The organism is Streptomyces sp. NBC_01296, assembly GCF_035984415.1.
GTDB lineage: Bacteria > Actinomycetota > Actinomycetes > Streptomycetales > Streptomycetaceae > Streptomyces.
On record NZ_CP130720.1, the window covers coordinates 8,271,569 to 8,285,294 of the forward strand.

13 protein-coding genes are annotated in these 13,726 nt (G+C 72.4%); 8 read left to right on the plus strand and 5 right to left on the minus strand.

Annotated elements, in window-relative coordinates:
• The 4 genes from OG299_RS37575 to OG299_RS37590 all read right to left on the minus strand — a co-directional run bounded on the left by OG299_RS37575 (window position 1) and on the right by OG299_RS37590 (window position 4,174).
• On the minus strand, window positions 1-819 hold the full coding sequence (locus OG299_RS37575) for an ABC transporter permease (RefSeq protein ID WP_327364024.1): 819 nt from the start codon (window positions 817-819) through the stop codon (window positions 1-3).
• The gene (locus OG299_RS37580; protein ID WP_327364025.1) at window positions 816-1,718 is read right to left on the minus strand and encodes an ABC transporter permease; all 903 of its coding nucleotides are present in this window, start codon (window positions 1,716-1,718) and stop codon (window positions 816-818) included. Before OG299_RS37580 ends, OG299_RS37575 begins: the two co-directional genes overlap by 4 nt.
• Window position 1,719: 1 nt before the next feature.
• The gene (locus OG299_RS37585; RefSeq protein WP_327364026.1) at window positions 1,720-2,850 is read right to left on the minus strand and encodes a polyamine ABC transporter substrate-binding protein; all 1,131 of its coding nucleotides are present in this window, start codon (window positions 2,848-2,850) and stop codon (window positions 1,720-1,722) included.
• Window positions 2,851-3,013: 163 nt separating this feature from the next.
• Window positions 3,014-4,174 (minus strand): aromatic ring-hydroxylating oxygenase subunit alpha, encoded by a 1,161-nt coding sequence (locus OG299_RS37590; protein ID WP_327364027.1) that lies wholly within the window; start codon window positions 4,172-4,174, stop codon window positions 3,014-3,016.
• Between the two features lie 438 nt (window positions 4,175-4,612).
• Here OG299_RS37590 and OG299_RS37595 point away from each other — a divergent pair, with 438 nt between their 5' ends.
• The 8 genes from OG299_RS37595 (at window position 4,613) to OG299_RS37630 (ending at window position 12,750) form a co-directional block, all read left to right on the plus strand.
• The gene (locus OG299_RS37595; protein WP_327364028.1) at window positions 4,613-5,056 is read left to right on the plus strand and encodes a hypothetical protein; all 444 of its coding nucleotides are present in this window, start codon (window positions 4,613-4,615) and stop codon (window positions 5,054-5,056) included.
• On the plus strand, window positions 5,053-6,333 hold the full coding sequence (locus OG299_RS37600) for an NADH-ubiquinone oxidoreductase-F iron-sulfur binding region domain-containing protein (RefSeq protein WP_327364029.1): 1,281 nt from the start codon (window positions 5,053-5,055) through the stop codon (window positions 6,331-6,333). The genes OG299_RS37595 and OG299_RS37600 overlap by 4 nt, the downstream gene beginning before the upstream one ends.
• Window positions 6,334-6,343: 10 nt before the next feature.
• On the plus strand, window positions 6,344-6,535 hold the full coding sequence (locus OG299_RS37605) for a ferredoxin (RefSeq protein WP_327364030.1): 192 nt from the start codon (window positions 6,344-6,346) through the stop codon (window positions 6,533-6,535).
• Window position 6,536: 1 nt separating this feature from the next.
• Window positions 6,537-8,639, plus strand: coding sequence for an acetate--CoA ligase family protein (locus OG299_RS37610; protein WP_327364031.1), 2,103 nt, complete (start codon window positions 6,537-6,539; stop codon window positions 8,637-8,639).
• Window positions 8,640-8,683: 44 nt separating this feature from the next.
• A complete protein-coding gene (locus tag OG299_RS37615; protein WP_327364032.1) occupies window positions 8,684-9,856 on the plus strand; it encodes an acyl-CoA dehydrogenase family protein in 1,173 nt (390 codons plus the stop codon).
• Window positions 9,857-9,898: 42 nt separating this feature from the next.
• Complete coding sequence (locus OG299_RS37620) at window positions 9,899-11,071, plus strand: acyl-CoA dehydrogenase family protein (protein ID WP_327364033.1); 1,173 nt, start codon at window positions 9,899-9,901, stop codon at window positions 11,069-11,071.
• Window positions 11,072-11,157: 86 nt separating this feature from the next.
• A complete protein-coding gene (locus tag OG299_RS37625) occupies window positions 11,158-12,018 on the plus strand; it encodes a 3-hydroxybutyryl-CoA dehydrogenase (protein ID WP_327364034.1) in 861 nt (286 codons plus the stop codon).
• 120 nt (window positions 12,019-12,138) lie between these two features.
• The gene (locus OG299_RS37630; protein ID WP_327364035.1) at window positions 12,139-12,750 is read left to right on the plus strand and encodes a TetR/AcrR family transcriptional regulator; all 612 of its coding nucleotides are present in this window, start codon (window positions 12,139-12,141) and stop codon (window positions 12,748-12,750) included.
• A gap of 25 nt (window positions 12,751-12,775) precedes the next feature.
• On the opposite strand, the gene OG299_RS37635 is transcribed toward OG299_RS37630, so the two are convergent.
• Window positions 12,776-13,717, minus strand: a complete 942-nt coding sequence (locus OG299_RS37635) for a glycoside hydrolase family 16 protein (protein ID WP_327364036.1) — start codon at window positions 13,715-13,717, stop codon at window positions 12,776-12,778.
• Between the last annotated feature and the right edge of the window lie 9 nt (window positions 13,718-13,726).

Genomic DNA, 13,726 nt, shown 5'->3' on the forward strand with positions numbered 1-13,726 from the left:
TCACTTCCCGGAGAGCAGATCGAGGCCGCCGCGACGGCCGAACAGGCGCGGGATGGCGAGGGCGAGGACGATGAGCGCCGCGGAGCCGAGGAGCATCAGGGTGCCGACGGCGTTGATGGTGGGCTGCACGCCGAACCTGATCGCCGAGTAGATGCGTACGGACAGCGGCTGCGGATCGACGCCGGTGGTGAAGTAGGCGAGGACGAAGTCGTCGAAGACGAGGGCGAAGATCAGGACGGCCGAGGCCAGGATGGTGGGGAGCAGCGCGGGCAGGGTCACCAGGCGCAGTGCCTGCCGGCGGGTGGCGCCGAGGTCCATCGCCGCCTCTTCCACCTCGGGGTTCAGGGCGGCGATGCGGGAGCGCAGGATGACCGTCACGTACGAGATGGAGAAGGTGATCTCGGCGAGCATCACGGTGCCGGTGGAGAGCGTGATGCCCGTGCCCTTGAAGAGGAGCATCGCCGCGACGCCGGTGACGATCTCCGGGGTGATCAGCGGGACGAGCATGACCAGGCCGGCGAAGGAGCCGAGCTGGCTGCGTGCGCGTACCAGCCCGAGCGCGAGGGCCACGCCGAGGACCAGTGAGCCGGCCATGGCGACCAAGGAGACCTGCAGGCTCATGCCGAGCGAGTCGAGCAGTACGTCGTCGTGGAAGAAGGCCTCGTACCAGCGCAGGCTGAACCCTTCGAAGACGGTCAGGGACTTCTGCGCGTTGAAGGAGAACAGGACGACGACGCCCACGGGGAGGTAGAGGAGCGCGAAGAAGAGCACGGTGACCGCGATCGCGAAGCGGGGCCGTCGCTCGGCGCGTCGTGTCATCGGGCCGCCTCCGCCTCGTCCTTGCGGGTGCGCCGCAGGTAGCCGAGCATCCCGAGGAACAAGGCCGCCATCAGCAGCATGGTCAGGGCCGAGCCGAGCGGCCAGTTCTGGCCCTGGAAGAACTTGTCCTGGATCAGGTTGCCGATCATGATCTGGTCGGGTCCTCCCATGAGCTGGGCGCTGACGAAGTCGCCCATGGCGGGCAGGAAGACGAGGACGCAGCCGGCGGCGGCGCCCTGCCGGGTGGCGGGCACGGTGACGAAGAAGAAGGTCCGCAAGGGGCCGCCGTAGAGGTCGCGTCCGGCCTCGATGAGCGAGGTGTCCATGCGTTCCAGGGCCGCGTACAGCGGGATGATCATGAACACGATGAAGCCGTAGACGAGTCCGGCGACGACGCCCGCGCCGGTCTGGAGGATCTTGGTGTCCTCGTCGGCGATGCCGACCGCCCGCAGGGCCCGCAGCAGCGGACCGTCGTCGGAGAGGACGACGGACCAGCCGTACATCCGTACCAGGTAGTTGGCGAAGAAGGGGACGACGATGGCGGCGATCAGCGCGTTCTTGAAGCGCCCGCCGTGCAGCGCGATGGTGTAGGCGACCGGATAGGCCACGGCCAGGCAGATGGCGCAGGTGAGGAGCGCGTAGCCGAGGGAGCGCAGCAGGACGGTGCTGTACGCCGGGTCGGCCAGAGTGGTGATGTTGTCGAAGTCGAGTCCGAAGCGCGGGTTCCCCAGCGGGTCGGTGGTGCCGAACGCGAGGGTGGCCACCAGGACCAGGGAGGCGAGCAGGAAGCCGGTCATCCACAGGGTCCCGGGGAGCATGAGCCAGGTCCACAGGCGCGCCCCCGACGCGGACGGCCCCCGGTCCGGACGGGCCGCCCCGGATCGTTTGCGTCGTGTCATGTCAGCCGGCCTTCACGTCGGTCCAGGCGGCGTCGCGGGCCCGCTCGCCCGCCGCGGTGCCGTTGCGGAAGAAGAGGTCGGCCCCCAGGTCGTCGGCGGTCACCATGCACTGGGGGAACGGCTCCACGAGCGCGGCGTAGGTGTCCTCGGTGCCGCGCACCGGCATCGGGTAGCCGATGTACTCGATGTTCTTCTTCACGTTCTCCGGGCGGAGCATGTAGTCGATGAAGAGCATCGCCGTGCCGGGGTGCTGGGCGTTGGCCGGTATGGCGTAGCAGTCGGAGTTGACGGGGGCGCCCTCCCGGGCGACCTCGAAGCCGAAGACGGAGGGGTCCTCGGCCTGGGCGAGCATGGAGGCCATGTCCCCGCTCCAGGCCTGCGTCATGTCGGCGTTGCCGTTGAGCAGGTTGTTGTAGCTGTCGCTGGAGAAGCCGCGCAGCCGGGGGCGGAGCGAGCGCAGGGTGTCGCCGACGCGGTCGAGCTCGGCAGGGTCGCCGGTGGAGAGGCCGAGTCCGAGCTTGAGCGCGCCCATGCCGAGCGCCTCGTCCCGGTCGTCGAGTACGAAGACCTTGCCCTTGGCCTGCTCGTTCCACAGGTCGCTCCAGGAGCCGGTGAGGTCCCCGAGGCGGTCGCGGCGCCATCCGATGCCGGTCTTGTACATGGTGAAGGGGATGGTGTGCGCGGAGCCAGAGTCGTACCAGGGGTCGGCGAAGTAGCCGTAACCGCCGAACACCGCCTCGGCGTTCCTCAGCCGGCCGTGGTCGATCGTGCGCAGCCTGCCGCCCGCGGCGAGGCGCTGAGCCCACTTCGCGGTGGGGAAGATGATGTCGTAGCGGTTGCCGGCGTTGAGTTTGGCGGCCATGCCCTCCATGGAGTCGAAGTTCGACTGGACGACCTTGACCCCGTACTCCTTCTGGAAGCCTTCGAAGACGGCCGGATCGACGAAGTCGGCCCAGTTGAAGTAGACGAGGTCGCCGTCGACCTTGACGTCGATCGGGGCGTGCGCGGCCGCTGCTGCGGCCGGGTCGCCGTCGGATGCGAACCCGCAGCCGGCCGCCGTGAGGGCGAGGGCCACGGTGGTGCCTGCGCGGAGGAAGGAGCGTCTGGTCAGGGGAAGTGCCTCGGGGGACATCGGGGTCCTCTCCGTAGGGGCCCGCTGCCGTGGGGGGACGGCGGGAAGGGAACAGCGGCGGGGGGCGGTCGTACGGGGGCGGTCGTACGGGGGCGCGGCGGTGCGGGGGCGCGGTGGCGGTGCCGGGGTGCCCGCGCGGACGGCGCGCTTCAGCGGGAGCGGCTCACCGTTCGGCGGCTTCGAGGTCGGCCCGGATACGTCCGGCGAACCAGCCGACCGCCGATTCGCGGCGCGACAGGGGTCCGGGCTCGAACCCGGGGGTGGAGAGCCCCTTCTGGACGCGGGCGACCAGCTCGGCGTCCTCGTCGTTGGTGATCCAGCCGATGTGGATGTTCAGGCGCCGGGCCAGCCGGGTGCGCAGGCTGGTGCCGCGGCGGGTGTAGAACGCGCCGGGTACGGCCACCCGGTCCACCGCGGTCGGGATCGCCGTCCACGCGAGGACGTGGTCGGGGTAGAAGTCGATGAGGGTGTTCGGGTAGATCACCGCGTACCGCCAGACCCTGCGGTCGGCCTCGGCGAGGCCCGGCATCGGGGCGGCGATGCGCTGGTAGAGGCGTTCGGGCCAGTTGGAGGAGGGCTTGTCCCGCAGCGGCGAGGTGAACAGGGCGTAGGACTCCTCGATGTCGCAGGTGTAGCCCTGGTAGTCGAGCAGCCGCATCAGCCCGGGGTGGGCCACCGGGACGTGGTAGCCCTCCAGGTAGTTGTCGACCGCCACCTTCCAGTTGGCTTCCTGTACCTCGGCGCCCGCCAGGTCGTGGATACGGGCGCGGCCGACCGGGACCAGATCGGCTCCGGCGTAGTGGCCGACGGCCTCGGCGAGGCCCGCGCAACTCTTCGCGAGCGGTACGGCGTCGGGGTCGAGGTTGACGAAGACGAAGCCGAGGAAGGACTCGACGCGGGCGGGGAACAGGCCGAGGCTCGGCTTGTCGAGGCAGGGGATCTGCCGTGCCTCCGGGGCGCCGACCAGGCTTCCGTCGAGCCGGTACGTCCAGCCGTGGTACGGGCAGCGGATCGCCTTGCCGGCCGGTTCCGGGGCGGTCACCAGGCGGGTTCCGCGGTGGCGGCACACGTTGAGGTGGGCGGCCAGGCCGCCGTCCTCGGTGCGGACGACCAGTACCTCGCGGTCCGCGACCGTGGCGGCGAGCCGGGCTCCCGGGGCCGGGAGGTCGGACTCGTGGCAGACGACCTGCCAGGACTTGCCGAAGACGTGCCGCATCTCCGCGGCGCCCGTCTCGGGGTCGGTGTAGTAGCGGGCTGACAGGGCGGGCCCGGGGGAGTCCTGGCCGGGCGGGCCGATCGGTGTTTCGGGGGCTCTGTGCTGCATCGGGTGACTCCTTGCCGTACGTGCGGCGATCGGTGTCGGCGATCGGAGCGAGCGATCGTGTCGAGGCGACCCAGCTGCGGACAGCGGGAGGTACGGCGGACGCCGCGACCTCGCTGACCGATTGGACAGCCAGACTGCTGGCTCATTTCCGCCGGGTCAAGACTTGTGCGCTGACCGATCGGTCAGCTAGCGTGATTGCTATCGCTGACCGATCGGTCAGTCAACGTGTCACCCGTCGCTGCTCCGGCGCCACCGTGCATCCGCCCTGTTCCCCGCGCCGGAAGCAGCCCTGCCCGCCCCGGCATCCGCTCGGGCCCGCACCCCCCGTTCCGCCGCACGACTCGGCGTCCCCCTCGGCGAGCCCCGGGCTTCCCCTCACGCCCCGGCCCCCGCCCGGCGCCGACCCGTCCCGGCACCCCACCCCTCCCGGAGACACGTATGAGCGGTCGTCGGCGTCTGGACTGGCTCGGCCTCACCCCCGAACCGGAGCGGGAACTGCCCGTGGCGGTCGCCGCCCTGCGCACCCCGTCCCCGGCTGCGCCACCGCCCTCGGCGCAGGCCCCGGCGGCCGTGGGACCGCCGGCCGCGGAACTGGCGGCCGCCGAGCGGCGGCGCGTGGAGCGCCTGGTCCTGCGGGGCAGCCGGCACGGCTGGCTCCGCTACCTGGCCGAGGTCACCGAGCTGGTGACCTCCGTGGCCGAGGGCTCACGGCCGGGCGACCGGGCAGCCGCCCTGCTCGCCGCGGAGGTGGTCCTCGACCACCACCGCATGCTCATCGGCCTCCCGGGCACCGGATACGGCCACACCGCCGAGGACCGTACCGCGCTCGAGCGCGCCGTACGGATCCTGCGGACCCCCACCCGGACAGGAGGCAGCCGATGACCGCGATCCGACTCCCGACGGCGCAGCCGCCGGACTCCGTACTCGGAGCGCGACCGGACGTGACGGAGAGCGCCGGGGCGTACCGCGCCACCGGCGGCTACCAGAGCGCGATCCGCCCCGACGAACTGCTGCACCACCTCGACGCCTCCGGCCTGCGCGGCCGCGGCGGAGCCGGATTCCCGGCCGCCGTCAAACTGCGCGCCGTCCGCGACGGCGGCGGCGTCCCGGTCGTCGTCGCCAACGGCGAGGAGGGCGAGCCGGGCTCGGTCAAGGACCGCTGGCTGCTCCGGGCCCGGCCCCACCTGGTGCTCGACGGCCTCGCCCGCGCCGCCGCGATGACCGGGGCCGCACGCGGCTACGTCTACCTCTCCGACCCGGAAGCCGGCGCCCGCGTACGCCGGGCCCTCGCCGAACACCCGCCGCCCCTGCCCATCGAGGTCGTCGAAACCCGCCGCGCCTATGTGGCCGGCGAGGAGTCCGCGGTCGTCCGCAGGATCGACGGCGGCCCGGCCCTGCCCACCGTCAAGCCGCCCCGCCCCTTCGAGCGCGGCGTCGGCGGCGCGCCCACCCTGGTCTCCAACGTCGAGACGCTCGCCCGCATCGCCCTGACCGCCGCCCGGCCAGGACTGCGGCTGCGGATCGCCCGCTCCACCCTGGTGACGCTGTCCGGCGGGAGCGGCACCCCGCTGCTCACCGAAATCCCGTACGGCGTCCCCCTGCGCACCCTGGCAGCCGCCCACGGCACCCCGGATGCCGCCGGGGCCCTGATGGGCGGGCTGTTCGGGGGGCTCGTCGACGCCCGGGGCCTGGATCTCCTCCTCGAGCCCGGCGCACTCGCCGCGGCGGGCACCGCACTGGGCTGCGGAGCGATCCGCCTCCTCGCCGCCGGCACCTGCCCGGTGACCGCCGCCGCCGAAGCCGTCGGCCACCTCGCGGCCGAGAGCGCCCGGCAGTGCGGCGTCTGCGTCACGGGCACCGCGGCGGTCCACGACGCCCTGAGGGCGCTCGCCGCGGGCACCGCCGGGCCGGAGACCGTGGCGAACCTGACCCGGTGGGCACAGGGCCTGCCCGGGCGCGGCGCATGCGGCCTCCTCGACGCCGCCGCGGGCATCGCCGGCAGCCTCCTGCGCACCTTCCGCCGCACCCTCCCCTCCCACCTCGGCGCGGCTTGCCCCGCCTGCGCCGCCGACCTGCCCACGGGCGGCCCCGGACGCCTCGCCGTCGCCGTACCTGAGGTCTCCGACGCGCCCTCCGCCGTATCGCGCTGCCCACGCTGAAAGGAACGCCGTGAAACTCCTGCTGGACTCGACCCGCTGCCAGGGCTACGGACTGTGCCAGGAACACGCCCCCGAGCTCGTGGAGCTCGACGAATGGGGCTACGCGAAGCTCATCGCCCTCGCCGTCGAGCCCGCCGCGGAGCAAGCCGCGCGCGCCTGCGCCGAAAGCTGCCCCAACGCTGCCCTCCGAGTGGAGAAGTGACATGGGACGCGACCTGACCGCACTGTTCGACCCCGGTTCGGTCGCCGTGGTCGGCGCCAGCGACGATCCGGCGAAGTACGGCCACGCCGTGGCCTCCCAGGTCCTGCGGGCCCCCGACCGCAGGCCCGTCCACCTGGTGAACCGGCGCGGCGGCACCGTCCTCGGCCGGACGGCGGCCCGCTCCCTCGCCGCGATCGGCGAAACAGTCGAGCTGGTGGTGATCTCCGTTCCCGGCGCCGGCTTCGAGGCCGCCGTCGACGACGCCCTGGCCTGCGGAGCGAAGGCGATCGTCGGCATCACCGCCGGCTTCGCGGAGGCCGGACCCGAGGGACTGGCCCGGCAGCGGGCGGTCGCCGCCCGCGTCCGCGCCGCCGGAGCCGTGCTCGTCGGCCCCAATTGCCTGGGCATCGCCGACAACACGACCGAGCTGTACCTCGCCTCCGACCGCTTCGCTCCGGGCGGCGTCGCCCTGCTGAGCCAGAGCGGCAACCTCGCCCTCGAACTCCAACTCCGCTGCGCGCCGCACGGCCTGGGCTTCTCCCGGTTCGTCTCCCTCGGCAATCAGGCCGACGTCACCCTCGTCGACCTCGTCGAGGACTGCGCCCGCCACGAGGCCACCTCGGCCATCGCCGTGTACGCCGAAGACTTCGGCGACGGCAGGGCCTTCGCCCGGGCCGCCGCGGCGGCAGGCAAGCCGGTCGTCCTGCTCACCGCGGGCCGGGGCACCGCCTCCGCGCGCAGCGCCCAGTCCCACACCGGTGCGCTCACCACCTCGGCCGACGTGGTGGCCGCCGCCTGCCGCGACGCCGGGGTGGAACTCGTGCACACGCCCCGGGAGATGACGGTCGTACTCGCCGCCCTGGCCGCCGGGCAGCCGGGGACGCGTGCGAAGGGCCGCCGGACCGCCGTCTTCACCGACGGCGGCGGCCACGGCGCCATCGCGGCCGACGCCGCCGAGGACGCCGGGCTCGACGTACCGGAACTCGGCGCGCGGGCACAGGAGCGGCTGCGGACCGTGCTGTGGGAGCAGTCCGCGGTCGGCAACCCGGTCGACCTGGCCGGGATGGGCGAGCAGAACCCCCTCTCGTACGCCGAGACGGTCGCGGAACTGCTGGCGGCCGACGAGGTCGACGCCGTCCTGATGACCGGCTACTTCGGTGGGTACGCCGCCTCCGACGGCGGCCTGGGCGGCGGCTCGGCCGGCGGTCCGGACAGCGGTCCGGACGGCGGCTCCGCACTCGCGCAGGGCGAGCAGCGGGCCGCCCGCGCGATCGTCACGCACCTCGCGGCCGCGCCGAAGCCGCTGGTCGTGCAGTCGATGTACCCGCAGTCGCCGAGCTGCCGGGTCCTGGCCGGGGCCGGGGTACCGGTGTTCGCCGCGACCGAGGACGCCGCCCGCGCGCTGGCGGCGATGACCGCCCGGGGGGCCGCCGGCGCGCCCGGGCTCCCCGCCCTGCCGGCGCCCGCCGCGCCGCTGCGGGACACGGGGTACCACGGGGTACGGGCGCTGCTCGACTCCGCCGGCGTGCCGTTCCCGCCCGCCCGCGAGATCATCGACGAGGCCGGACTGCTGGCCGCAGCAGCGGAGTTCGAGGGCCCTTACGTCCTGAAGGCCCTGCACCTCCTGCACAAGTCCGACGCGGGCGGCGTCGCGCTGCGGCTGGCCGACCGGGACGCGCTCCTGGCCGCCTACCGGGACATGCACGCCCGGCTCGGCGCGCCCTCCTACTCCGTCGAGGCGATGGCCGACCTCACGGACGGCATCGAGCTGATCGTGGGCGTGAACCGCGATCCGCGCTTCGGGCCCGTGGCCCTCGTCGGGCTCGGCGGGGTCCTCACCGAGACCCTGCGCGACGTCGCCTTCGCGCTCGCGCCCGTACCGGCCCGGCGGGCCGAGGAGCTGCTGCGCGGCCTGCGGACCGCCGCCCTGCTGGCGGGCGTACGCGGTCGGCCGTCGGTGGACGTGGCCGCGGCGGCCGCCGTGATCGAACGCGTCACCACGGTCGCCGCCGCGCATCCGGAGATCGCCGAGCTGGAGGTCAACCCGCTGCTGGTGCGCCCGGACGGGGCCGTCGCCCTGGACGCGCGGGCCGTCCTGCTCTGAGCCGCCCCCACCCCCTCTCACCCCTTCGCGTCCCGGAGAACACCATGGACTTCCGCTACACACCCGAGCAGGCCGACCTCAAGGCCCGCGCCGCCGCCTACACGCGGCTCCTGATGAGGTACGAGGACCAGTCCGAGGAGGCCGGCGGGCCGCTGCCCTCCGACACCGTCCGCGAGCTGACCCACGCCGCCATCGAGGCGGGCGTCTACGCCATCAACATGCCCGCCGAATGGGGCGGCGCCGGGCTCTCCCTGCTGGACCAGGTCATCGTCGAGGAGGAGTTCGGCAAGGTCACCAACTGCCTGTGGGACATCCCCTGGCGACCCGCGAACGTCCTGGCCTACGGGACCGAGGCACAGCGGGAGAAGTACCTGCTCCCCGTCATCCGGGGCGAGCGGTTCGACGCCTTCGCGGTGACGGAGCCCGGTGCCGGTTCCGATCCCGGCTCGTGCACGAGCACCGCGACCCGTACCGACGGCGGCTGGCTGCTGAACGGCGAGAAGTGGTTCGTGACCTGCGGTGACATCGCCGACTTCCTGCTGGTGCAGGCCGACGCCGGCCCGGAGCGGGCCGCGACCCTGTTCTTCGTGGACAAGCAGGCGGCGGGCGTTCGGATGACCCGGGTCCCCCGGTTCATGCACTCCGCGGTGAACGGGCACCCCGAGTTCACCTTCACCGACGTCTTCGTCCCCGACGAGGACGTGCTCGGCGGTGTCGGCAACGGCTACGAGCTGACCAAGGAATGGTTCACCGACGAGCGGCTGATGATCGCCGCCCGGACCGTCGGCGCGGCCGAACGGGCCCTGGAGCTCGCACGGGACTGGGCGGTGGAGCGCCGCCAGTTCGGCTCGCCCATCGCCGACTTCCAGCTGATCCAGGGCATGCTCGCCGACTGCGCGGTCGACATCGCCGTCAACCGGGCCTACACCCACCAGGTCGCCTGGGAAGCCGACCAGCCGCACACCGACCGCAAGACCCTGCACGCCAAGGCGTCGACGGCGAAGCTCGCGGCGAGCGAGGCCGCCGGGCGGGTCGTCGACCGCTGCGTACAGATCTTCGGCGGCCGCGGCTACGACCGTTCGTACCCCGTCGAGCGCATGTACCGCGAACTGCGCGTCGACCGGATCTGGGAGGGCACCTCCGAGATCCAGCGCCTGATCATCGCCAACGAGCTCGTCAAGCGCGGCACCCGGGCCCTCGCGCTGCCCGGCTCCTGACCCCCGTACCGCACCGCCGTTCAACGATCGAAGAGGAGTGACATGGACTTCCGCCTCACCGCCCGTCAGGAAGAGCTCAAGGGCTCGGCGCGCGCGCTCACCGAGTTCATCATGAAGTACGAGGTCGACTGCGAGGAGAACAACGGCCTGCCCCCGCACGCCCACACCGAGATCCGCGACGCCGTCCTCGACAGCGGCCTGCAGGCCGTCAACATGCCGGCGGAATGGGGCGGCGCCGGGCTCACCATCCTGGAACAGGTCACCGTCCAGGCCGAGCTCGGACGGCTGACCGGCGCACTGTGGGACATGGTGTGGCGCCCGGCCAACGCCCTGTCCTTCTGCACGCCCGAGCAGCGGGAGCGCTACCTCGTCCCCGTCATCCGGGGGCAGCGGCGCGACTGCTACGCGGTGAGCGAGCCCGAGGCGGGCTCGGACCCGCAGAGCCTGCGGACCACGGCGACGCGGACCGAAGGCGGCTGGGTTCTGAACGGCGAGAAGTGGTTCGTCACCGTCGGCGACCACGCGGACTTCATGATCGTGCTCGCCGCCGCCGGGGAGGAGAGGGCCCCGACCCTGTTCCTCGTGGACAAGGAGACCCCGGGCATCGAGATGACCCGGGTGCCGCGCTGGATGCACACCTTCGTCTACGAGCACCCCGAGTTCACCTTCACCGACGTGCGCGTGCCCGAGGACGCCGTGCTGGGGGAGGTGGGCAACGGCTACGACATCACGCGCTCCTGGTTCACCGAGGAACGGCTGATGATCGCCGCCCGGACCGTCGGCGCGGCCGAACGGGCCCTGGAGCTCGCACGGGACTGGGCGGTGGAGCGCCGCCAGTTCGGCTCGCCCATCGCCGACTTCCAGCTGATCCAGGGCATGCTCGCCGACTGCGCGGTCGACATCGCCGTCAACCGGGCCTACACCCACCAGGTCGCCTGGGAGGTCGACGAGGGCCGGATCGACCGCAAGAGGCTGCACGCGAAGGCGGCCATCGCCAAGCTGGCGGCGAGCGAGGCCTCCGGCCGTGTCATCGACCGCTGCCTGCAGATCTTCGGCGGCCGCGGCTACGACCGCTCGTACCCCGTGGAGCGGCTCTACCGCGAACTGCGCGTCGACCGGATCTGGGAGGGCACCTCCGAGATCCAGCGCCTGATCATCGCGGGTGAACTCGTCAAGCGCGGCACGGGCGTGCTGCACATGCCGTCCTCCGTGTGACCGTACGGCGGTCCGGGCCCCGCTGCGGGGCCCGGACCGCCGCCGCCGCGTACGGCACCCATCCTGCATGTGAGAAGGGAGAACCGATGACCGATGTGGAACGGGTCGGGATCGTGGGCTGCGGCCTGATGGGATCCGGCATCGCCGAGATCTGCGCCCGCGCAGGCCGCGACGTCGTGGTGGTGGAGACGAACGGGACGGCCGCGGACGCCGGCCTGAAGCGGATCACGCGCTCCCTGGCGCGCGCCGCGGACACCGGGAAACTCACCACGGCCGAACGGGACGCCGCGGCCGGCCGGATCACCATGACCACGGACATGGCGCTGATGGCGGACCGGGACCTCGTGGTCGAGGCCGTGGCGGAGGACGAGCGGGCGAAGCTGGAGGTGTTCGCCCTGCTCGACGGGGTGGTGGAGCGCCGGGACGCCGTGTTGGCCACGAACACCTCCTCCATACCCGTCATCCGGCTGGCGGCCGCCACCTCGCGACCCGGCCAGGTGGTCGGCCTCCACTTCTTCAATCCGGTCCCGGTGCTCCCCCTGGTCGAGCTCGTGCCCTCGCTGCTCACCGACGAGGGGACCGCCCGGCGCGCCCACGCCTTCGCCTCCGAGGTCCTCGGCAGGCACGTGGTCCGCGCCCAGGACCGGGCGGGGTTCATCGTGAACGCGCTCCTCGTCCCGTACCTGCTGGCGGCGGTGCGGATGGCGGAGTCCCGAGCCGCCTCCGCCGAGGACATCGACCGGGGTATGACCCTCGGCTGCGCCCACCCGCTCGGGCCGCTCGCGCTGGCCGACCTCATCGGGCTGGACACCGTACAGGCCATCGCACGGTCGATGTACGCGGAGTACCGGGAGCCGCTGTACGCCCCGCCGCCGCTGCTGGCCAGGATGGTGGACGCGGGCCTGCTCGGCCGCAAGACGGGGCGGGGCTTCCACATCTACCGCTGACCGGTGCGCCCCGACGGCCGCGGCCAGGGGGCGTGATGCGCGAGGATGAGGGTCTGGCGGCCGGCAGCCGGACCCGACCACCCACCCGCCCTGCGGGCGCCGACACGGGGAGTAGCCAACGTGACCAAGGCCGAGCGTGCAATGGAGACGCGCGAGCGCATCCTCAAGGCCGCGTGCGAAGTCATCGCCGACATCGGCTTCGAGAACGTCAGCATGCGCAAGGTCGCCGAACACGCCGGGGTGTCGAAGGCGCTGCTGCACTACCACTTCGACACCCGCGAGAAGCTCTTCGCCGAGGCCATGACGCATTCCTTCGCCCAGACCGGCACGGACACCGAGGACGGAGGCGACACGGTCCCGGCCACGGTCGTCCTGGCCCGCATCCTGCGCAGCATGCTGCCGAGCGACGCGGATCTACGCCAGGACTGGAAGCTCTGGCAGGAGCTGTGGGTGCGCGCACAGCGTGACCAGACGGCCCGTCACCTCGCCGTGGACCTGTACGACCAGCTCCACGCCTGGGTCGGCGGAGCCGTGGAACGGGGCATCGACTCGGGCGAGTTCACCGAGTGCGACGTCGCCGCGGTCAGCACGCTGGTCCTGGCCCTCTGCGACGGCCTCGGCATCCGCCTGATGCTGGACGACCCCCGGGTCGACCTCGCCACGGCACGGTCGACGATCTGGCGGGCCATCGCCCCCGTACTCGGGATCGACCCGGTCTTTCCGGAGGTGTGACACCTCTTCCAGTTGTCCGCCGCCCTCAATTCGGCACGGTGTTCACGTAGTTGGTGCCGACGCTGTAAAAGCCGTCCACCCTTTTCTGGACATCCGCCTGGGAAACGGCCTCACCGGCCTTGTAGTAGAACCAGTTGACTTTCATGTCCCATGTGCGCTGACCGCCGGAGAAGGGAAGGTCGACGAACCAGTTGCTGAAATGGACGTCCGTCTTCTCGCGCGGGACGTACTTTCCGGAGCTGGTGAACAGATCCTTGCCGTCCAGGGAGTAGGTGACCTTTCCGTTCACGGCGGTGATCATCATGATGTGCCAGCCCTCGAGGCGCTGCTTGAGGGTGTGGCTGACCCGGTCCGGGGGATCGGCCTTGTACCAGCTGACGGTGTCGAGTTGCGGACCCACCGAACCCCAGCCGCCGTTCGGCAGGTACTCGTAGTCGAGTTCGCTGTAGTTCGCCGAGGCGTCCGAGGGGGAGATCGGAAAGAAGGTCTCGACGACGTGGTCGCCGTTGCGACCGCTCGTGGGCTTGTCGCTGAGGTGGACCCGAGCGGCGAAGGTCCCCGTGAAGAGACCGGTGCCGGTGCTCTGCACCTCGACCTGCTTGGTGCCCTGCTTGGTGCCGTCGGTGGAGGACCGCAGCTGCAGGACCCTGCCCCCCTGGGCGGTCGTGTCGGAGGGGAAGCCGGCACCGGCGGTGGCCCAGGTGTCCTTGATCCCCGGGCCGCCCCCGTCGGTACGGACCTGCCAGCCGTGGGCGGTGAACGAGGGGTCGTCGGGGCCGCTGTAGTGGAAGTCGTCGAACAGGGTTCCGGGCGGTCCGGACGGGGTCGGCGAGGCGCTGGGGGCGGCGCCGTCGTCACCCCTGCCGGATGCGGGGCCGCCGGAACACGCGGCGAGTACGCACAGGAGGGCAGGCAGCGTGAGCACGGTCCACGCGCGGCGTCGAGAGGTGCGGCGGGGCTGGCTCACACGGGCTCC

Coding starts and splice junctions, on each gene's coding strand:
- OG299_RS37575 (WP_327364024.1), bottom strand. CDS start 819: ATGACACGACGCGCCGAGCGACGGCCCCGCTTCGCGATCGCGGTCACC.
- OG299_RS37580 (WP_327364025.1), bottom strand. CDS start 1,718: ATGACACGACGCAAACGATCCGGGGCGGCCCGTCCGGACCGGGGGCCG.
- OG299_RS37585 (WP_327364026.1), bottom strand. CDS start 2,850: ATGTCCCCCGAGGCACTTCCCCTGACCAGACGCTCCTTCCTCCGCGCA.
- OG299_RS37590 (WP_327364027.1), bottom strand. CDS start 4,174: ATGCAGCACAGAGCCCCCGAAACACCGATCGGCCCGCCCGGCCAGGAC.
- OG299_RS37595 (WP_327364028.1), top strand. CDS start 4,613: ATGAGCGGTCGTCGGCGTCTGGACTGGCTCGGCCTCACCCCCGAACCG.
- OG299_RS37600 (WP_327364029.1), top strand. CDS start 5,053: ATGACCGCGATCCGACTCCCGACGGCGCAGCCGCCGGACTCCGTACTC.
- OG299_RS37610 (WP_327364031.1), top strand. CDS start 6,537: ATGGGACGCGACCTGACCGCACTGTTCGACCCCGGTTCGGTCGCCGTG.
- OG299_RS37615 (WP_327364032.1), top strand. CDS start 8,684: ATGGACTTCCGCTACACACCCGAGCAGGCCGACCTCAAGGCCCGCGCC.
- OG299_RS37620 (WP_327364033.1), top strand. CDS start 9,899: ATGGACTTCCGCCTCACCGCCCGTCAGGAAGAGCTCAAGGGCTCGGCG.
- OG299_RS37625 (WP_327364034.1), top strand. CDS start 11,158: ATGACCGATGTGGAACGGGTCGGGATCGTGGGCTGCGGCCTGATGGGA.